Raw genomic sequence first — 20,668 nt, forward strand, 5'->3', positions numbered from 1 at the left:
GACTTCCACGCGGTGCCACTGTTCGGGTTATATCCGCCAGCCTGTTGTCCGTTATTGCAAACGGTACGGCCAGTCGCAGCGGTTCTGCACTCCGCGGATACGCTGGTGGAAAACACGATGCACGCTAACAGCGCAAGAATTCTCATGGTGACCTCCGGATGTCATGGGAAATGTTCAAACGTTTTTCGAACCATCTCGGTCGCGTGGTTGTTATTCGTCGAGGCGGCCCAGCGTGTCGCGCATGGGCGCGATTGACACTCTCACCGTGCCGCTAAGCGGCGTGCTCATTTCCTGAATCAGGAAAAACGCGCCAGACGTCGACAGGGCGCACAAGACCATCGCTGCCACGACCGTCCCGTTGCGGGGAGTGAACAGGCCGAAGGTGCCGAAGATAATGGATAACCACGCCACGAGAATGATCAGCAGCGGTGCAGGGATCGAGCCTTTTGCCTGTAGCAGCGTGAGCCAGCGTGCCGCATATACCTGATCGACGAGCTGGATGGCGCGCGCTTTAAGTCCGCGCTGCGTGTCATTGGATGGAGCAAGTTCCTCCACTCTGCGTTCGAAATCTTCTGACCTGTTGATGGCGTCAGGGCTATTGAGTTTTGCCAGTTGCGCAGCATCGCCTGATGCGAGTACCTGGACCGCGCCGGCGTAGTTCCGCTTGAGCGACGCACGAATCTCCTGGGTTTCCGGTCCATACCTCGCCAATACGCGGTCGAGCTGGACGACGGTGGCTGCATTCTGCATAACCTCGCTGTTGGCTGTGTCGAATGACGTTTTTGCCGACGAGATCAGCAGCCCCAGCACCAACGCGGCCATGGTCGCGATCAGGCCGGTCGCCAGTTTGATGACACCGATCGACTCGTCATTCAGGTGGTGTGCCGGGAGCAGTGCGCGCAGATACAGACCAAGCAGCCCGCTACCAAAGACACATACAAACACGATCGACGCGATAACGAGGTGGTCCACCCTTGAATCCTCCGCCTTAGGTCGAGCGTGTTGTGCGCGTATGGGTATCTGACAGGGCGACCGTGGTCCAGCAAACGGTACCTTCGGCAGCTGTCATGGTCTGAGCGCAGGCCTTGATCGGGGAGGCAAAGTCCATCGGACCTGGGATGGTTGTCGTATTACCGGGACCTGATGGATGACGACCTCAGGGTGCGGGCACTACACGGTAGTAGATACCGTTTGCGCCGTATGACGGCCGGAACCATGTGTTACCGCACAAGTAGTAGGTGCCGCCGGCAACCTGGGGTGAGATGCAGCCGCCGGGTAACGTTGCATAGATCGCGCCCATCGCGAAGTTTGCACTGACGACGGGTACCGGATAGCTCACAGGCACAGCAACAGCCGTTGCCCCAGCCATCACGCCGGCATTGTAGGCATTGGAGGTGGCTGCTGCGTTGTTGGCCGACGCCACGGCAACACCGGCCACGACACCGACTGCGGCACCTGCGGCGGCCGCTCCCGCTGTGGACCAACCGCCGCAGTTGTAGCAGCCGGAGCCATAGTTGTTCACCGTGGTCGGCGGATGATAGGCGGGATATCTGGCGCCGTAATAGGGGCTGTGATACGCGGTCGCGCCCGCGGCGTTCGTGTAGGTCGAATAGCCGGACCCGGTTGCATGGGTTGCGGTCCCGCCATAGCCGTTGGTGGCGGTGGTGCCCTGACCGTAGGTGTGCGTCGCGCTCCCTCCGTAGTGATTGGTGGCGGTCGTTTGCCCCGATCCTTCCTGATGGGTTGCTGTATCGCCGTAGCGTCCGGTCGCAGTCGTGCCTTGGCCGTAGGTGTGTGTTTCGCTACCTCCGCCTGCGTCGCTGCGGGTGGTCGACCCTGATCCATAGGCATGCGAAGTACTGCCACCATAGGCGTTAGCGTGAGACCACGCTCCCGCGGAACCTGACACGAGCGCCGGAATAAGCAGACTCAGCAGGCGGATGACGCCGGTCTTCATGATGCGTCTCCTGGTCATTGGGTCTTGGTGGACGTACGCTTCTTCGGTGGCGGCCTCATCCCTTGCGCATCACTCGCGTCCGGACGCGCAAACGCAATACGTGAAGCGCTGGCAGCGTTGACAACGAAGGCATCTGAGGGAAGGACGGGATCCAGCGCCCAGTTGGACAGTTCCAGGACATGACGCAGCCGGGCGGGATCGTTGAGGTAGATGGCATAGATGCGGCGGGGGAGCTTGTCGTCCCGCCCGATCCAGATCTGCACGAACACATCCCCGGTGACATACGCCACCATGTCGGTGGTGGTCTCCCCGACAACGGACGACTGCCCTATGTAGAATGCGGTCGTCAGTCCATCGGCGATATCCTTGTAGGGATCAGCCACGATCACGTCGGTGAACGGGAAATAGATGGACCCGGAGTCGAAGGCCACCTGCAACGCAGCGTCGATAGTCGGTGGCGCATCAGCCACGGCGAGCAGATTCTGCGACGGAGCAAATGCTTTCATCGTCTTGCCGTCGTAATAAAATTCCGAAGCGGGACCATCGCCGGCGGTGATGACCTTAAGCCGGTCCGGGCGCACCATGCTGACTTCCGACTGAGTGGAATAGACGAGCGGGGGGCCTAGGCGGCTCGGGCTTTCGTAGGAGACGACCGCTGTGAAAGTCATCGATCTAGCGGCGGCAAGTTTGGCGCATGCGGTCTTCAGGACTTCAATCGCCCGTGGCTCGAGGCCGGGCTGGAATGCAAGGCCGGCCGCATTAGCTGCTCTGGTGGAGACTGCTTTCGATGTCTTGTGCGCCGGCTGCGACTGCTGGGCGTTGCCGCTCGCGACCACGAACGCCAACAGCGCGGCAACAGTGATGCGCGACAGCAATTTCTCGTAGGTCACTCGCGGCCTCGTCGTTGACTGAACCCGTTTTAGCGGCGCGCCGGCAATACTCACGGGAGCATGCCGCACTCAAACATTTTGTTGGCAACAGGAGCGGCGATTTTATCGATGAACAGGGCGCGCATCTGAGGGTCGTTGCGCAGCAACTGCACGGCCTGTTCCTCTCGTGGAGGCCGCGGGCGCCCCTGTTGCTGAGCTTTCTCTTGCCATAACTGCTCGCAGGACGAGCCCTGGTACTTCTGGATGACCTTGCCGGCGACCGCGTCCAGCACTGGATATTGAGCTGAGGCGGTTTCGCTGGCTAGCAACATCGGTAGGATTGCAAACCATAAGAGATGCCTGCTCATGAGTTCCTCCAGAATGTGTCGCGCTGGGTGCTGGGCGTCCCCACGCCGGGGTCGTCACTTTTTAAGGGAGGGCAACTTTTTCCGCTGCTGCTGCGCGCCCGAAACGATGTCATCAAGCATGCTTCGGTAAGAGAAGACTAGAACACGGGCCGGAATGCCGATATTGGACCTTGGTCCAATATCGGCGTGGACGTGAGCGTTGCCATGCTCACTTATCGACGAAGGGCCGCGCCTCTGCCGCCACCATTCCCGGATTGCGAAAAACGCTGACTCTGGGCCGCTCCTCGTTGCCGGTTCTGCATATCCTGATTCAACTGTCCATAGGCTCCCCCGCCCGTGTTGGCCGGTCGCGCTTGGCCGCCTGCGGCTCCCTGTTGAGCCATCGGCGCTTGCGTCGGGCGTTGCGCATTCCCACTCGGGGCAGCAGCGGTGCGCTGTGGCTGATAGGCTGCCTGAGCGGTCTTTCCCCCGGTGGCCGTAGAGGGGCGCGGTTGCTGATTCGCCGGTGCACCGGGTCTAGCCTGCGGGGGATTGCCGCCCGCTGCCGTCGCGCTGCGTTGTGTCTGGGTCGATGGAGACTTTTGCTGCGCGGCAGACGACACGGGCGCATTCGATTTGTTGGCTGCAGACCATGAGCCGTTATCGTATTTTTGCCAGCTGCCATTGGTGTTTTTGTACACGTTGCCATCTTTACTTGCGTACATATTGCCGTTAGCGGTCTTGCCCGCGGCAGCACTGCCGTTGGCGCCTTGGCCAGCGACCGCCTTGCCGCCCGCGGAGTTCTGGAAGCTGCCGGCCGTGCCGTTCGACGTTGTGGTGTGTTGTGTCGCGGCCCACTGGTTGCCCTTCGTGACGACCGAGCTTCCCCACTGACCATAGGCGTTCGAGCCTTGTTGCGTGGCGCCGTACGCGCCCGTCCTTGGGTTGTATGCCTGCCCCACGGACGCGCTTCCGCCAGGCCCGGAAGCGGTTGCTCCCCGTGCGTAGGTTCCGGTGTAGGGGTTGTATGAGTTGCCCCATTGCGCGCTTCCCGCAGGGCCGTAAGCCGCGCCCCGTACGCCGCTTGCACCGGTATAAGGGTTATAGGTGCGATAGCCGTAAGGGGCGGGACGCGGATAATAAACCGGATAAGGTCCACGACCGATGGCGACGTAAGGAGGGTAGTAGTAACCGTTGCCCTGGGCGACGATCGCACCCAGCGCCGCTCCCGCGATAAACACACCCAGGTAGCCCGCCGTATAGCTTGCCTGGACCGTTCCCGTGGGTGTCACCTGTTGCGTCACATAGACCACGTTGTAGACGGGCGAGCTGGGCGGGATCGTGTAGATCACCTGCGGTACGACACTAGTCGTCTGCCACGGACCACCCGGCGAACTGGAATCGAACCATACACCTTGTGAGCAGAGGTAGTAGCGTTGCTCCACCTTGATCACTTTCGCCGGTGTGTTGGATGCATAGGACATCGAAGTTCCGGAAATCGGGCTGAACGTAGGTTCGCCGCTGTACGAAACCTTGACTGCAGCCGCCGCTGCGGCGGGATTGATCTCGACCGTGGTGGGAATCTGCGCGAGCAATACCGCATCCCTCGCTTCCGGTGTTCCCGGTACTGAACTCAGCACTCTTCCCGCCGGGCTATTCGGCGGGATCCTGGCGAAATCCGCCGGCAACTGGTCTGTCGCGTAACTCCATGGGCCAGTGGGCCCAGGCGCCGAAAACCAGCGTCCGGCACTCAGGTAGTAATACGCGCCGGTTGGCGAATCAATAAACAAATCGCTGTCGGTGTTTGTAGCGAATGTGAGCTTTGTGCCGGGAATCGAAATAAAGACGGGTTTGCCGGAAAAGGTAATAAGTTCCGCTGGCACTTGGCTGTAATACACAGCCGGTGCTTTTCCCGCATGATGGGACGTCGCGCCGATATATTGTTTGAGCGACGCCCATTGCGGGTCGGCCGAAATTTTTGCCATTTTCGCGGGGAGGTTTGGTGCTTCTTTCCATCCACTTTTCAGGTCGCTCGACATAACCCAGCGTTGCCCGGTGAAAAGATAATACTGATGCGTGGCGCTATCGAGAAAGAGGGGCCAACTCGCATTAATCACCGCTTGCATATCAGTGCCCGCGACTGGAGCGAGTACGGGATCGCCATCAACGAATAAAAGAATCGCGGGTCCGAAACTGGCAAAAATAGCCGGTGGATCGTTCTTGACGGCGATGGCTGGCAAATCGTTTTTCTGATCGACGCTCGCGACCAGACGGTCCACCGATATCGTCAGCGTCGCGTCGGGCTTAAGGAAGGTCCGGACCAGTCGATCAAGTTTTTCGGACGCCGCCGGGTCCGCCCCCGGGAATGAGGTGCCCGTAATGGTGGGATGGCTGAGAAGAACGGTACGGCTGTCCATGTCGGTCTCGGTGTCCATCTGCAGCGTCACCACGCCGATTTGCGGCTGCCCGCCCTTCGGAGTCAGCGAAATGGCCATCCGACCGTTTATTTGCTTGAACTGCTTCCAGTCGTCAATTTGCGGTTGATAAAGCACAAGGCGAGTGCCGTCTTGTTCGCGCTCACGGGGCCAACCCGCATCGGTTGCCATCGCGCGACCGGGAAAACCTGACGCAACGAGCGTGAGCGCCAAAGCGATGCGCTTTGCTGAGCGGCTTTTTACGAGCATCGCCATGTTCAAGCGCCTCCCAGCGTCAATCGAATTCGGATAACGGTGCGCTTGAGAAGCGCGGATCGGATTGTCGAGGTTTTGTATTAAGTAATTTGATTATCATCAGTTCATTGCGGACCTGCCCGCATTTAAGGGGCTGCGCTTACCGACTATTTGAGCCCGGGTCCCTGTTTCAAAATAGCCGAGTGCCAGAGCTCAAGCAATTGGACCTTGGTCCTATACGGGGGCCATTAGCTATTTGTTTAATGTGTCTGCAGAGGCGGAAAAACGCCAGCGACCGGTATCGGCGACCGATTGAGAAAAATTGCTTTACGGAATGCAACGAAACGCTTTACGGAAACAAATGCAGCGTCTAAGCTCTGGATGAGTATTCGTTACCCGTCGGCATGAGGCCGGTCAGATACGGATCATGAGAAGTGGTTTTCCTGACGCACCGTTTCGCGTCGTAGGCGGTTATTGCCTATTGGTTTCAAGCAAACACGCCGCAAGAAATAAATTAAATACCCCGCTCGAGACATCGTGGAACAGGAATCTACGGCGTTCTCGTTGCGATGTCGCACGATGCTTGTTCGGCAGGTGCATGCGCGGACACAAGCCCTCGCGAAGTCGGACCTTTCGAAGTCCGGCGCGCCCGGGTTCTCGCACGCCTGCTCGAGCTTCTGAGGGAGCACGGCGTCATGACCACGTTTTCTGCTGCTGTTGCAGTGGCGGTATTGATCGTACTACTGATTGTTTTGCAACTTAGACGAATACACTCGCTGGCGCCCGCGGTTGGGTCGCCTGTCGACGCTGATTTGTCTCGGCAGAGATATAACAACTATGCCTTCGCGGCAGCTGATGAAGCGGCGGATAGGGAACAGCCTGCCAAGCCTGGTCTGGATCAGACAAACATTCGCCGCAGTGCGGGTCTCCGCCCGCCAAGACTATCTGGCCGCCATATCGTCCACACGCATCTCGCCCTGCTGTCCAGGGGGCGTTTTCGTCGGACCTCGTCAGCGAATGAGAACGAGTTGCAACCGTGCCACGTCAAATCGCGCACAGAGGCGGCCGGTGGCTCGCGGAGTGCCGAGCGGCAGTCTCGGTACGACGAACGGTTTGGCGCCACCCTTGATCTGTTGCCGCTGACCATCCTGGTGGTTAATCCGCAAGGGAAAACCCTCTTTGCCAATGCAGCAGCGGAGAAACTCTTCGGTTATTCCCGGGAAGAGTTGATCGGCGTAGCTGTACGCGAGCTGGTTCCTGCATTGCAACTCAACGTCAGCGGCGCGGACTCCGTCAGCGTGGAACTGGCGATCGGCGGCAGAGAGCCGGACGGCCACCGGGACCTGGTCGCGAGACGCAGGGACGGCACGGAGTTTCCGGCGGAAGTCGCCATCAATCCAGTTTCGTGGGAAAGCGAAACAGGTACGCTTACGATCGTGATCGATCGCACTGAGCGATACGAGTTGCTGCGAAATCGCCAACAGCTTGCCCATTTGACTCGCGTCTCCACACTGGGCGAACTTGCCGGATCGCTCGCACACGAATTGAACCAGCCGCTCACGGCCATATTAAGTAACGCCCAGGCAGCGCAACGCTTCCTCGCGACAGAGCCGGTCAACCTTGGCGAGGTGCGGGAGATATTGCATGACCTTGTGGATGACACTCATCGCGCAAGCGAAGTCATCCGGAAGATTCGAGCCCTCGTCAAAAAAGGTGACCTCGAAGCCGCACCGCTGAGTGTGGCAAGCGTCATCAGGGACGTGGCCTTGCTCGTGCATAGCGATGCGATCGTGCGTGGAATTCGCATGCGGGTGGCGGTGACCCCGGAGCTGCCGCCTGTGGACGGCGACAAGGTCCAATTGCAGCAAGTCGTGCTGAATTTATTGCTCAATGCATTCGACGCATTGGAATCCCGTCCCGCGCTCGATCGTGAGGTCGCTATTGCGGTCACCCTTGAAGAGGGCGACACCCTGCGTGTAGCGGTACGAGACAGCGGAACCGGCCTCGCCGGCAACACGTTCGACAAACTGTTCCTGCCGTTCTTCACCTCCAAGCGAGACGGACTGGGCCTTGGACTTTCAATTAGCCGGTCTATTGTCGAGATGCACGGAGGACGCATCTGGGCGCAAAACAACGAGGATCACGGGGCGACCTTTTATTTCACATTGCCCACTGGCGCCAGGGCAGGGCGAAGCGTTCCAAGGAGGCAGCCATGAGCGAGCCAACGTCAACGGTCTTTGTGGTGGACGACGATGCCGCGGTATGTCGCGCGTTGACGCGGCTGATACGCGCTGCGGGTTATTGCGTTGAATCCTTCGGATCCGCACAAGAATTCCTCGAATGCCATCCTCACTTTGAAGATTGTGCCTGTCTTGTACTGGACGTCGGACTCCCCGACATCAACGGCCTCGAATTGCAGAACGAACTCAACGCCGCCAACAGCGCATTGCCTATCATCTTCATCACAGGCGACAGCGACATCGCGACAACAGTTCGAGCGATGAAAGCCGGTGCAACTGATTTCCTGGCTAAACCGGTGAGCGACTCTGACCTCCTGCCAGCGATAGAAAACGCGCTGCGGGTCTCCTCGCGAGCTCTCTTGAGCCGCTCTGAACTCGACTGCATTCACGGCCGTATGGCGCGGCTTACGCCGCGCGAGCGCGAAGTGCTGGCGCTTCTCGTTGAAGGCCGGCCCAACAAGCAAGTCGCGTGTAGATTGGGTGTGGCTGAAAAGACGATCAAGGTCCACCGCGCCCGCGTGATGGAGAAGATGGAGGCGCACTCGCTTGTCGACCTGGTGCGCGTTATCGATAAAGTCTGCATCCCCCTTGCACACGGCCAGTCAGCCTGACGCTGAACAGCCGGTGTCGCCACGAACCGCGCATATCTCCCTGCTGATGTTGGACCAAGGTCCCATATCAGGATCCCCCAATTTGTCATAGTCTGGATTCAGCGTCGAACCATGTCTGGTACCGAGGTGACTGTATTAGGGATATTCGCCATGAGCCAAGTCAAGCCGTTCGTCGCAGTAGTGGATGACGATGAATCGGTGAGTCGAGCCATCAAGCGGCTGTTACGTTCTACCGGCTTCTCAGCGGACACCTTCAAGACGGGCAACGATTTTCTGGACATGTTCGATTCGATACCGTCATACCGTCCAGCCTGCATCGTGCTTGACGTGCAGATGCCTGGACTGAACGGGCTTGAGGTCCAGCAGCGACTGGCCAGCAGCGGTATTCCGATCATTTTTATCACGGCACATGATGACGGAGTCGTGCGTGAGCAAGCGCTGGCGGCGGGCGCCGCAGGCTACCTCCGCAAGCCATTCAATGACGAAATTCTGATCAGGGCCGTGCGTTCCGCCATCGATCTCGTACCCAGGCCCTGAGGCTCGACACTCACGCCTGTAACGAAGGTATTGGACCAAGGTCCCATTGTTTTAGATGAATATTGATTGCATCATAAAAACGGAGTCCTAAAGAAGTATCAGGGCGACCGAAAGGGTTACTTCTTGAAGTCATTTCCAATGGAGCACGCATCATGATCAGATACCTTCGGCTGGTTCTCGCGATTCCCCTCTTTCTGTTTGCCATGGCGTGTTCGACAAACCCAACTGTCGCGAATGGCGGCGATCCAGAGCTGGACGCGCAAGCTCGCGAAGCGCTTCAACAACTATTCGCGAACGCCCCGCGAGCTCAAGGCCTGCAATACCGGGCAAAGGCCGTCCTGGTATTTCCCAGCATCGTCAAGGCGGGTTTTATCGTCGGTGCGCAGGGCGGCAAAGGCGTGATGTTCAGTCCGGATGGAAAGATCATTGGTTACTACCGGGTGCGCGGACTGTCCTACGGCCTCCAGGCTGGCGGTCAGACGTACTCCGAAGCGTTGTTTCTGATGACCGACACGGCAATTGATTCGGTCACCAGTGGTACCGGGATGTCTGTCGGCGTGGGCCCAAGCGTCGTGGTGGTGGATGCCGGCGTGGCGAAATCGATGACGTCCGAGACGCTTAAATCTGATGTCTACGCGATGATCTACGGTCAGCAGGGCTTGATGGCGGGACTCGGCGTACAAGGGCAGCGGATCGTCAAGTTCGACGAGTAGAGCGAAGCTAACCCCGAAGAGAGGCGCCAGCGTCGTTTAGCGTCTTGGCTTCGGGTAGTTAGGTCGCAATGCACGTGTGACACGGAAGTCTGCGTTGAACAGCGGCCACGCTTCATGCGGCGAAAGGCATTGAACCGGTTGAGTTGCTCATTTGATGAAAGGGTGCAGAGCCATGCAGCGAATGGAGCAAACACAACGAATGCAACGAGTCGCAATGGGTCTGGTGCTTTGGGCGCTGACGTTTGCAGCCGCCGCGCAGCAGCCGATCATCTATCCGGCCAGGGGGCAAAGTGCGCAAAAGCAAAACACCGATACCGCTGAATGCCAGTTGTGGGCGAAGCAAACAACAGGGGTTGATCCGGTCGTGATAGCGCAGCAGGGCGCCAACCAGCCGCCGCCTCAGCAACAGCAAGGAGGCATGCTCAGGGGAGCGGCCGGCGGCGCTGCGCTGGGTGCGATGGGCGGTGCAATCGGAGGCGATGCGGGCAAGGGTGCGGCGATCGGGGCGGTGGTCGGCACGGCGGCGGGAGGGATGCGTCAGCGCCGAAGGAACGAGGCTGCTGCCGGCCAGCAGCAAGCTAACAGTCAACAGGCATCGCAGCAGATGGCGACGTTCAGCCGGGCGGTGGCCGCCTGCATGACGGGCCGGGGATACACCGTTCAATAGAGTCGACCAGCGCAGCCAGCGGAGATGCAAGCATGATGACCAGACTAAGGCGAACAGCGTTGGCGAGCGCGTTGAAATCCGCAATGAAAATCACAACGACAACTGCAATAAAAACCGCGTTGGTGGCGTTGCTCTGCTCGGCAACAGCCGCGTTCAGCGCGGACTTCGATGGCAGCAAGCGGCTGATCTGCGCGACGGTGGACGCACATGCTTGCGACCCGGGCGAGACCTGCCTTCGCGGCTTGCCGGACGACGTTGGCGTGCCGCGTTTCATGCGCATCGACTTCGCTGAAAAGACGATCGCGGGGCCTAAGCGCACGACCCAGATCCGCTATCTCGACAACAGCGCGGATCAGATCCTGATGCAGGGCACCGAGCTCGGCTATGCGTGGACGGTTGTCATCGACAAGACCGACGGCGCCCTGTCAATGACGCTTGTCAATCGCGAGGACACGTACGTGGTCTATGGCTATTGCACGCCGTAACCGGCCACGCGCCCGGTCCTGCTCATGGTGTATTCCACGAGTCCGAGTTCCCAATGGGAGACTCACATGGTGACGTCAGCTTCGCGGATCAAGAATCGTGATCGCCGGTGTGCAAGCATTTGCACCGGGTTGCATCGTCTGTTTTCCGGTGCGGTGCTGGTGGTGCTCGCTGCTTGCAGCAAACCGGCAGCGGAACTCCCGCGTCAGGCGATTGATGTGACGGTGATGACGGTCGCCACGCGTGATACGCCGGTCGACTTCGAATTCACCGCCCAGACGCAAAGCTCGCGTGAGGTCGAGATCCGCGCACGCGTCGACGGTTTCCTGGACAAGCGGGTTTATACCGAGGGGCAACTGGTGCACGCCGGCCAGACGCTTTTCATGATGGACCCGAAGCCATTTGAAGCGGTGCTCCAGTCTGCCAAGGGCCAGCTCGCGCAGCAGCAGGCCAGGCTAACGGTGGCGAAAGCCAATCTCGCACGCGTGGTTCCGCTCGTCGCACAGAACGCGTTGAGCCAGAAAGAACGGGACGACGCGATCGGCAGCGAAAAGGAGGCAGAGGCCGCCGTGATCGCTGCGAAAGGCCAGGTCCAGACTGCTGAACTCAACCTGAGTTACACCACGATCAAGTCCCCGCTCACGGGTCTGTCGAGCTTCGCCCGGCAGCAGGATGGCAGCTACGTAACGGCAGCCGCAACGGGCCTGCTTACCACCGTGTATCAACTCGACCCGATGTGGGTGAACTTCAGCATTTCCGAGAATGAGTTGCTGGCTTACCGCGATCAGATCGATAAGAAGCAGTTGCGGTTTCCGGCGAACGATGACTTCGAAGTGACCGTCGTACTTGCTGACGGCACCGTATTCCCGGCTCGCGGTCACATCAATTTCGCCAATCCCGCGTTTAGTACCCAAACCGGGACGTTTCTCGTGCGGGCCGCGTTCGCGAACACGCAAGGCGGCTTGCGCCCCGGACAATTCGTACGCGCACGCGTGTCGGGGGCCGTGCGTCCGAACGCGATCCTCGTACCGCAGCGTGCCGTGTTGCAGGGATCGAAGAGCCATTTTGTCTGGGTGGTCGAGAACGATTCCAAAGGCCATCAACGCGTGGTCGAAACCGGCGCGTGGCACGGCGACGACTGGTTCATCACCGACGGCCTGAAGCCTGGCGAGCGAATCGTGGTCGATGGCGCCATTCGAGTAGTTGCCGACACGCCGCTCAAGATTACCGATGCGCCTCCTGCCGCGCCAAGTACCGCCGACGAGCAGCACGACGGAAAGCCCGGTGGACAGAGCGAAGGCGCGCAGGCGATGGCACAGCGTCAGCCCGAACACACTGCGACGAACTGAGCGGCGGCCGAAATGAACATTTCCCGCTTCTGCATCGATCGGCCGATTTTCGCATCGGTCATTTCGATCATCATCACGCTGGGTGGTGCGCTGTCGATGCTCAGCCTGCCCGTCGCGCAGTATCCGGACATCACCCCGCCGCAGATCACGATCTCCGCTAATTACCCCGGTGCGACCGCCGACGTGGTCGCCAACAATGTCGCTGCGCCTATCGAGCAACAGGTCAACGGCGCGGACAACATGATCTACATGAACTCGTCGAGTTCATCGACGGGCAACTTTACGCTCAATGTCTTTTTCCAGATCGGCACCAACCCCGAGCTTGCACAGGTCGATGTCCAGAACCGGGTGAACCTGGCGTTGCCGCAATTGCCGCAGTCGGTGCAAGCGCAGGGCATCCAGGTGCAGAAGAAGTCATCGGCGTTCATGATGGTCATTGCCATCTATTCGCCTACCGACCGCTACGACCCGACTTACATAGCCAATTACGCGAATATCTATGTGCTCGATGCACTCAAGCGAGTGCCTGGTGCCAACCAGTCTAGTATCTTTGGTACACCTGATTATGCAATGAGAATATGGCTCAAGCCCGACCGCATGGCGCAGCTCGGTGTTACCGCCAGCGACGTGCAGAAGGCCGTATCGAATCAGAACCAGCAGTTCGCGGTCGGCAGCATCGGCCAGTCGCCAACCGGCGCCCCGGTCGAGCAATCATTTGCAGTGACGACCACCGGTCGGCTGAGCGACCCCGCCGAGTTCGAAAACATCATTATCCGGGCGGCGAGTGGTGATGCTGCGATCGTGCGTCTCAGGGATATTGGCCGGGCTCAGCTCGGTCAAAAAGACTACTCGATTCGCAGCAAGTTTCAGGGCAAGCCGGCGACCATCATCGCGGTATACCAGCAACCCGGCGCGAATGCGCTCGACGTATCCAAGCAGGTGCGGACAACTCTCGAGCAGATGAAGAAGTCCTTTCCGGAAGGCATGGATTACAGCATTGCGATGGACACGACTGAATTCACGCGGGCGTCGATCTCGGATGTGATCCATACGTTCTTCGAAGCGCTCGTGCTTGTCGTGATCGTGGTCTACGTCTTCCTGCAGAGTTTCCGCGCCACATTGATCCCGGTGATCGCCGTGCCGGTGTCCATTCTGGGAACCTTCATGGGCATGCTGGCCCTGGGCTTTTCGATCAACATGCTCACGCTGTTCGGCATGGTGCTGGCGATCGGGATTGTGGTGGACGATGCCATCGTCGTGGTCGAAAACGTCGAACGCAACATGAACGTCCATAAGCTCAGTCCAAAGGACGCTGCCAAGCGGGCGATGGACGAAGTCTCCGGGCCGGTAGTGGCGATCGTGCTTGTGTTGTGTGCGGTGTTTGTGCCGGTGGCGTTTCTCGGCGGCATCACGGGGCAACTGTACAAGCAGTTTGCCATCACGATCGCCATCTCCGTGGTGTTCTCAGGCGTGGTGGCGTTGACGCTGTCGCCCGCGCTTGCGGCGTTGCTGCTGAAGCCGGGACACCATGAAAAGAAGGGCTTTTTCAGATGGTTCGATAACGCGTTCGGACGGATGACATCCGGCTATACGCGTTTGGTCAGGCTGGCCATCAAGCGTTTCGTGGTGGCCTTGTTGCTGTTCGCCGGGATGATCGCGCTCGCGGTCATCATGATGAGGTCGATCCCGACTTCGTTTCTCCCGCCGGAGGACCAGGGCTACCTGCTCGGCGCGGTCATCATGCCGGATGCGGCGAGCCTTGATCGCACCGGCGCTGTGTCGCAGCACGTCACTGACTACTTCATGAAGCAGCCTGCCGTGAGCAGTGTGACCATAATCGATGGATACAGCTTGCTGGACAGTCAGAGCAAGAACAATGCATCGACGTTTTTTATCGGTTTCAAGAGCTTTGACGAGCGCTATAAGTTCGCCAACATCCGGACGCAGAACGCACGTGCCGTCCTGATCGATGCATATGAAAAACTCTCCGGGGTGAAGGAGGGGATCATCCTGCCGGTCAATCCGCCGTCGATTCCAGGACTGGGAACGACGGGGGGGACCGAGATGTGGATTCAAAGCAAGGGGGACGCCACCATCCCTCAACTTGCGGCCGTGGTAAACGACTTCATAGCGAAAGCGAAACAGCGGCCTGAACTGTCGCGCGTCACGTCGACGTTCAATGCGTCGTCTCAGCAACTGCTGGTCAATGTGGATCGTGACAGGGCGGAGACGCTTGGAGTTCCTATCGAGGAAGTCTATAGCGCGATGCAGACCATGTTTGGTTCGTTGTACGTATCGCAGTTCAACCGGTCGAGCCGATTGTGGCAGGTGATCCTGCAAGCGGAGCCGTCGTATCGGCTCAAGCCTCAGGATCTCGATCAGATTTATGTGCGTGCCAGGACCGGCAGCATGGTGCCGCTCAAAGCCGTGGTGACCAGTCAATTCGCAACCGGTCCCGATCTGGTGACGCGCTTCAACAATTTCCCCGCAGTCAAGATCACGGCGAACGCCGCGCCGGGCTACAGCTCGGGACAGGTCCTCTCCACGCTTGACGAGGTAGCGCATGAGGTGATGCCGGCGGGCTACGACGTCGGCTGGAGCGGTGAAGCGTACGAAGCAAGGCAAGCCGGCGGTACCTCGGGGCTCGTGTTCGTGTTCGGCCTGATCATGGTGTTCCTGATTCTCGCCGCGCAATACGAGAAGTGGAGCTTGCCGGTGGGCGTACTGATGGCGGTGCCGTTCGCGCTCTTTGGCGCGTTGCTCGCCATCCTGCTGCGAGGTCTTGAAAACGACGTCTACTTCCAGATCGGCTTGACGATGCTGGTCGCACTGGCCGCCAAGAACGCGATCCTGATCTTCGAGTTTGCGGTGCTGAACCGGGAGTCGGGTGAGTCGGTGTACGACGCCGCGGTGACGGCGGCGACTGAGCGGCTACGTCCGATCGTGATGACGTCCCTTGCATTCATCCTCGGTTGCGTACCGCTTGCCATCGCCACGGGTGCGTCGGCGAACAGCCGGCATTCGATTGGCACCGGCGTCATTGGCGGCATGCTTGGCGCTACGGTGATCGCGGTATTCTTCATTCCGATGTTCTTCTATGTGCTCGAAACGATGTCGGAGCGCAGCAGCGGGAAGAAGTCCCCAGGCCCGACCGTGAGCCCGCCAGATCACGGCGCAGGCGCCCCGACCGCTACGCCGTCTGCCCCACGCGAGGGCGACTGACATGCGTGCTTCCGCTCTCTCGTTGCTGGTGTTGTCTTCGTTGCTTGCGCTCAGTGGCTGCCTGCTCGGACCGAACTATCAGCGGCCAGTTGTCGATACACCGCCTTCGTTCCGCTTTGCCGAGTCAGACGCGAAAGATCTCGTCAATACAGCATGGTGGGAACAGTTTCAGGATCCGGGGTTGAACGCGTTGATCGCCACGGCGTTGGCCGACAACCTGGACGTGAAGACTGCGGCGGCCCGCGTCGAGCAGTTTCGCGGGCAATTCGTGACCACGCGTTCGCAATTGTTCCCACAGGTGGCGGCAGGGATCGACGCGCAACGCCAGCGGGTGCCGCTCGGCACGACGGAGTTGCCGCCGGGAGTCGGTTCGGTGTTCAACCAGTATCAGGCGACGCTCTCCGCATCCTGGGAGATCGATTTCTTCGGCAAGCTGCGCCGGCAGACGGAAGCTGCTCGCGCGAACCTCCTTGCAAGCGAAGAAGGCCGGCGTGCAACGATCCTGACGCTGGTGTCATCGGTGGCGTCGTCGTATGTGAACTTGCTTTCACTCGACCGCCAGCTCGATATCGCCAAGTCTACGGTCGCTAGTCGTGGCGCTTCGGTGAGTGTGTTTCAGTTGCGCTTTACGGGCGGCGAAGTGTCGCAAATGGAACTGGCCCAAAGCCAGTCGGAGTACCAGGCGTCGCTCGCGTCGATTCCGCAGATCGAGTTGCAGATCGCGCAGCAGGAAGACGCGCTGTCCATCCTGCTTGGGCACAACCCCGAGGTCATTGTGCGTGACCGTGAACTGGACGATCTCGCGTTGCCCGCGGTACCAGCGGGGCTGCCGTCCGAGTTGCTCGAACGCCGTCCCGACCTGCGTCAGGCCGAGCAAGACCTGGTTGCCGCGAACGCGTTGATCGGCGCGGCGCGTGCGCTCTATTTCCCCTCTATCTCGCTCACCGGTTTGTTCGGCACCGCAAGCGGACAGTTCTCTTCGCTCTTCACCGGTCCGGCGCGCGTCTGGTCCTATGCGGGAGCGGTGACGCTGCCGATCTTCACGGCAGGCAGTATCGGCGGTCAGGTAAAGCAAGCCGAAGCGCAGCAGCAACAAGCGCTGTTTCAGTATCAGAAGGCGATCCAGGTTGCGTTCCAGGAAGTTGCGGACGCGCTCGTGTCGCTGCAGAAAACGCGTGAGCAACTGGTGGTGCAGGGCAATCAGGTCGATGCGCTACGCACCTATGCGCGCCTCGCCCGGCTGCGCTTCGAGGGCGGCTATACGAGCTACATTGAAGTACTCGATGCCGAACGTAGTCTCTTCAATGCCCAACTGAGTTACGCGCAGACGCAAGGTACGGTGTTCACGTCGACAGTGAGCCTCTACAAGGCCATGGGGGGCGGCTGGGTCACCGACGCCGAACGCATGACCTCGACCACCTACGACGGGACTACGGCCATGGCGAATCCGCCCGCCGCCGCTTCGCAAACCGGTGGCGCTGCGCCATGAATGCCGCCCGCCTGATCGCGTGTCACGAATGCGACCTGCTGCAGCGCGAGACGGTGCTGACCGGCGGAGCGGTCGCGCGTTGCCGGCGCTGCGGCGCGACGCTGTATCGAAGCCCGCCCGCAAGCGTAGACCGGGCACTCGCGTTCACTCTTGCTGCAATGGTCCTGTTCGCGGTGGCCAATGCCTTCCCGATCGTCGGGCTTTCCGTGAACGGCACGCTCGTCGAGACCACGCTGTTCGGTGCGGCTCGTATCCTGTACGACGACGGCGTTTGGCCGCTCGCGGGCCTCGTGTTCGTCACGACGCTGCTGATGCCGCTGCTCGACATGGCGGCGGTGACGTATGTGCTTTTGCCTCTGCGCTCAGGGCACGTTCCGCGCCGGCCCGATATCGTGTTGCGGGTGCTGCGTCGTGTGACGCCATGGGGCATGATCGAAGTGCTGATCCTCGGAATGCTGGTCGCGCTCGTCAAGCTGGCGGCTATTGCAACCGTGGTTCCCGGCATCGCCATGTTGGCGTTCGGTGCGGTGATGCTGCTGCTTGCCGCGGCTGCGGCTACCTTCGATCATCACGATATCTGGACCCGCATCGACATCGCGCGGAGCACGGTTAGGGCGTCAGTCACACCCGCCACACCCGTCGCGCAGTTCAGCGCCTCGGCACCGACGGCCGCCCGCGCCGGCCTGTTCGTCTGCCATGACTGCGGCTTGTTATCGAAGCCGGCATCGCACGCGCACGAAGGCCGCTGCCCGCGTTGCGGCTCGCATCTGCACTTTCGCAAGCCCGGCAGCATTGCACGCACCTGGGCGTTCGTCATTGCCGCGGTGGTCCTCTACATCCCCGCCAATATGCTGCCCGTGATGGACACGAGTTCGCTCTTCGGCGCGCAAACGGACACGATCCTGAGCGGCGTGGTCTATCTCTGGACGTCAGGCTCGTGGCCGCTTGCGGCCATTGTTTTCATCGCGAGCATTGCGGTGCCCATGCTCAAGATCATCGCGCTTGTCTTTCTCGTCCTGACGGCGCAATTGCGGTGGCGCTGGCTGCCCGAGAGACGCACGCGCATCTATCGGCTGGTGGAACTGGTCGGCCGCTGGTCAATGCTCGATATCTACGTCATCACCATCCTGGTCGCCCTCGTGCAGTTCAACGCGCTCGCGACAATCAAGGCGGGACCCGGCGCGATCGCATTTGGTGCGGTAGTTGTACTGACGATGTTCGCCGCGATGTCATTCGACCCGCGTCTTATCTGGGACGCCATGGAGCCTGATCATGAATAGGCCGCCCGATTTCCCCGAAGCGGTCGCCACACCTCGCTCACGCTGGCGCGTGCAGCTTGTGTGGCTCGTGCCGCTGGTGGCGGTATTGATCGGCGGCTGGCTCGCGGTGCAGTCGATCCTCGAAAAAGGTCCGACGATCACCATCAGCTTCATTAGCGGTGAAGGCCTGGAAGCGGGCAAGACCAAGATCAAATTCAAGAACGTGGATATTGGCGTGATCAAGAAAGTTGTCTTGTCGCCTGATCACAAACGGGTCATAGCCAGCGCCGAAGTGAACCGCGACGCCACGAACATGCTGGCCGACGATACCCGCTTCTGGGTCGTGCGCCCGCGCATATCCGGCGGCACGGTGTCGGGTATTGGCACGCTGCTGTCAGGCTCGTTCATTGGCATGGACATTGGTTCGAAGAGCGAGACTCGCCGCGATTTCACCGGGCTGGAGTCGCCACCCGTGTTTTCGGCCGGCGTACCCGGACGGGAGTTCGTGCTCAAGAGCGAGAACATGGGTTCGCTTGATATTGGCTCGCCGGTGTTTTACAGGCGGCTGCAGGTCGGCCAGATCACCTCTTATGCACTCGACCCCGACGGCGCCGGCATGACGCTGCACGTCTTCGTCAATGCGCCCTACGACAAATACGTGTCGGACAACACGCGCTTCTGGCACGCGAGCGGTGTCGACGTGACGCTGGATACAAGCGGCGTGAAGATCAATACCGAATCACTGGTGTCGATCCTGATTGGCGGCCTGGCATTCGAGGATCCGCCAAACGTGGCCGACAAATCCGTCAAGCCCGAAGCTGCGGCGCAGCGCCAGTTCGAGCTTTTCAGCGACCGCGCCGAGGCGATGAAGCGGCACGACACTATCGTCGACACCTATGTACTGAACTTCAAGGAGTCGGTGCGCGGCTTGACCGTTGGCGCGCCCATCGATTTTCGGGGTATCGTCGTCGGCGAGGTGGCGGCGATCTATACCCACTTTGACCCGGTCAAAAAGGAGTTCAGCATTCCGGTCGTGATACGTATTTTCCCCGAGCGCTTCACCACGCGCTATGACTCGGACACGAAGGAAGAAGCGGCCGGAAACGGCGGCCGGGTCGCACCGGATCGCAAGGTGTTCGTCGAGTATCTGGTCGCTCACGGTTTGCGCGCCCAGTTGAAAACGGCAAGCCTCCTGACGGGCCAACTTTATGTAGCCGTAGATTTCTTTCCGGCTGCTTCGAAGGCCTCGATGGACTGGAGCAAGAGTCCGCCTGAATTGCCGACCGTTCCGGGCAACCTGCAGGGGCTGCAGGATTCGATCACCAGTCTGGTCGCGAAGTTGAACAAGATTCCGTTCGAAACGATCGGCAACGACTTGCACCAGACGCTGGCGGACGCGGACGGTCTGCTCAAGACGCTCAACACTCAAGTCGCGCCGGAGGCGCGTGCCACGCTGGCCGCTGCGCACGAAGCGCTCGTCTCGGCCAACAGCACGTTGCAACCGAATTCCCCGCTGGCGCAAAGCACCGTTGACACCATGCGTGAATTGTCGCGCACGGCCGCGTCGTTCCGTGCGCTCGCCGACTATCTTGAGCGCCATCCCGAAGCGCTGCTTCGCGGCAAGACGGAGGACAAGAAGTGATGCGAACCCTCTTAACGACAGCCGTGGTGCTCGCGGCGGCACTTGCCAACGGATGCACGACTTCGCCTCAGGCGAGCTTCTATACGTTGAGCGCGGAGGGTCCGCAGGTGCAGACCGGAGACAGCGCGCCGGCCCCCATTCCAACGTGGGCTATCGTGATGGGCGCGGTCACGGTACCGGAGATTGTCGATCGCCCGCAGTTCGTGATGCGAGCCGACGTCAACCGGATCACGCTCGACGAGTTCTCCCGATGGGCGGAGCCGCTGAAGAGTCAGATCCGGCGGGTTATCGCGGCTGACCTTGCAGTGCAGTTTCCAGGCGCGCTCGTGTCCGCCTTTCCGCAAAATATGGACCCCGCGGTGACGTACGTCGTATCCATCGATGTAGAGAGCTTCGAGTCGGCGCCCGACGTGGCGGCGGTCTCAGTACTGTGGTCGGTGAAGCCGCCGAAGGAGGGCGCGCCGGTAAGCGGGCGTACCGTAATCAGCGTGCAGACGGGCGCGCAGGGTAACGACGCGCTCGTTGCGGCCCAAAGCAAGGCGATGGCGGCGGTCAGCAATGCCGTCGCCGCAGCGATCCGCACGATACGTCGGCCGTGACCAGGGGACCTGATG

The 20,668-nt window shown here is 60.2% G+C and carries 17 protein-coding genes; 12 read left to right on the forward strand and 5 right to left on the reverse strand.

Going from position 1 to position 20,668, the window contains the following annotated elements; translation table 11 throughout:
- Positions 1-210: 210 nt before the first annotated feature.
- The 5 genes from GSQ93_RS11505 to GSQ93_RS11525 all read right to left on the reverse strand — a co-directional run bounded on the left by GSQ93_RS11505 (position 211) and on the right by GSQ93_RS11525 (position 5,863).
- A complete protein-coding gene (locus GSQ93_RS11505; protein ID WP_158935771.1) occupies positions 211-972 on the reverse strand; it encodes a hypothetical protein in 762 nt (253 codons plus the stop codon).
- A gap of 184 nt (positions 973-1,156) precedes the next feature.
- Complete coding sequence (locus GSQ93_RS11510; protein WP_158935772.1) at positions 1,157-1,957, reverse strand: hypothetical protein; 801 nt, start codon at positions 1,955-1,957, stop codon at positions 1,157-1,159.
- 14 nt (positions 1,958-1,971) lie between these two features.
- The gene (locus tag GSQ93_RS11515; RefSeq protein WP_158935773.1) at positions 1,972-2,847 is read right to left on the reverse strand and encodes a DUF2092 domain-containing protein; all 876 of its coding nucleotides are present in this window, start codon (positions 2,845-2,847) and stop codon (positions 1,972-1,974) included.
- 50 nt (positions 2,848-2,897) lie between these two features.
- Positions 2,898-3,194 (reverse strand): hypothetical protein, encoded by a 297-nt coding sequence (locus GSQ93_RS11520; RefSeq protein ID WP_158935774.1) that lies wholly within the window; start codon positions 3,192-3,194, stop codon positions 2,898-2,900.
- Between the two features lie 212 nt (positions 3,195-3,406).
- Positions 3,407-5,863 (reverse strand): hypothetical protein, encoded by a 2,457-nt coding sequence (locus tag GSQ93_RS11525; RefSeq protein ID WP_158935775.1) that lies wholly within the window; start codon positions 5,861-5,863, stop codon positions 3,407-3,409.
- A 674-nt stretch (positions 5,864-6,537) separates the two neighbouring features.
- On the opposite strand from GSQ93_RS11525, the gene GSQ93_RS11530 reads away from it, so the two are divergent.
- The 12 genes from GSQ93_RS11530 (at position 6,538) to GSQ93_RS11585 (ending at position 20,653) form a co-directional block, all read left to right on the forward strand.
- Positions 6,538-8,058, forward strand: a complete 1,521-nt coding sequence (locus tag GSQ93_RS11530; protein WP_158935776.1) for a nitrogen regulation protein NR(II) — start codon at positions 6,538-6,540, stop codon at positions 8,056-8,058.
- A 26-nt stretch (positions 8,059-8,084) separates the two neighbouring features.
- Positions 8,085-8,693, forward strand: a complete 609-nt coding sequence (locus tag GSQ93_RS11535) for a response regulator transcription factor (RefSeq protein ID WP_367889749.1) — start codon at positions 8,085-8,087, stop codon at positions 8,691-8,693.
- Positions 8,694-8,843: 150 nt separating this feature from the next.
- The gene (locus GSQ93_RS11540; RefSeq protein WP_158935777.1) at positions 8,844-9,230 is read left to right on the forward strand and encodes a response regulator; all 387 of its coding nucleotides are present in this window, start codon (positions 8,844-8,846) and stop codon (positions 9,228-9,230) included.
- Positions 9,231-9,382: 152 nt separating this feature from the next.
- The gene (locus GSQ93_RS11545; protein ID WP_158935778.1) at positions 9,383-9,943 is read left to right on the forward strand and encodes a YSC84-related protein; all 561 of its coding nucleotides are present in this window, start codon (positions 9,383-9,385) and stop codon (positions 9,941-9,943) included.
- A gap of 199 nt (positions 9,944-10,142) precedes the next feature.
- Entirely contained in the window at positions 10,143-10,610 is a 468-nt protein-coding gene (locus tag GSQ93_RS11550; RefSeq protein ID WP_158935779.1) for a glycine zipper domain-containing protein, read from the forward strand.
- 83 nt (positions 10,611-10,693) lie between these two features.
- Positions 10,694-11,095 (forward strand): hypothetical protein, encoded by a 402-nt coding sequence (locus GSQ93_RS11555; protein WP_158935780.1) that lies wholly within the window; start codon positions 10,694-10,696, stop codon positions 11,093-11,095.
- A gap of 66 nt (positions 11,096-11,161) precedes the next feature.
- Positions 11,162-12,442, forward strand: a complete 1,281-nt coding sequence (locus GSQ93_RS11560) for an efflux RND transporter periplasmic adaptor subunit (protein WP_254073846.1) — start codon at positions 11,162-11,164, stop codon at positions 12,440-12,442.
- Between the two features lie 12 nt (positions 12,443-12,454).
- Entirely contained in the window at positions 12,455-15,664 is a 3,210-nt protein-coding gene (locus GSQ93_RS11565) for an efflux RND transporter permease subunit (protein ID WP_158935781.1), read from the forward strand.
- 1 nt (position 15,665) lies between these two features.
- On the forward strand, positions 15,666-17,153 hold the full coding sequence (locus tag GSQ93_RS11570) for an efflux transporter outer membrane subunit (protein ID WP_158935782.1): 1,488 nt from the start codon (positions 15,666-15,668) through the stop codon (positions 17,151-17,153).
- Positions 17,150-18,433 carry a paraquat-inducible protein A gene (locus GSQ93_RS11575; RefSeq protein WP_158935783.1) on the forward strand — a complete coding sequence of 428 codons (1,284 nt, stop codon included), beginning with the start codon at positions 17,150-17,152 and terminating at the stop codon, positions 18,431-18,433. Before GSQ93_RS11570 ends, GSQ93_RS11575 begins: the two co-directional genes overlap by 4 nt.
- Positions 18,426-20,054, forward strand: coding sequence for an intermembrane transport protein PqiB (locus GSQ93_RS11580; RefSeq protein ID WP_158935784.1), 1,629 nt, complete (start codon positions 18,426-18,428; stop codon positions 20,052-20,054). Before GSQ93_RS11575 ends, GSQ93_RS11580 begins: the two co-directional genes overlap by 8 nt.
- The gene (locus GSQ93_RS11585; RefSeq protein WP_158935785.1) at positions 20,054-20,653 is read left to right on the forward strand and encodes a membrane integrity-associated transporter subunit PqiC; all 600 of its coding nucleotides are present in this window, start codon (positions 20,054-20,056) and stop codon (positions 20,651-20,653) included. The genes GSQ93_RS11580 and GSQ93_RS11585 overlap by 1 nt, the downstream gene beginning before the upstream one ends.
- The last annotated feature ends 15 nt before the right edge of the window (positions 20,654-20,668 follow it).

The organism is Burkholderia sp. S171, from assembly GCF_009766085.1.
Classification (GTDB): domain Bacteria; phylum Pseudomonadota; class Gammaproteobacteria; order Burkholderiales; family Burkholderiaceae; genus Caballeronia.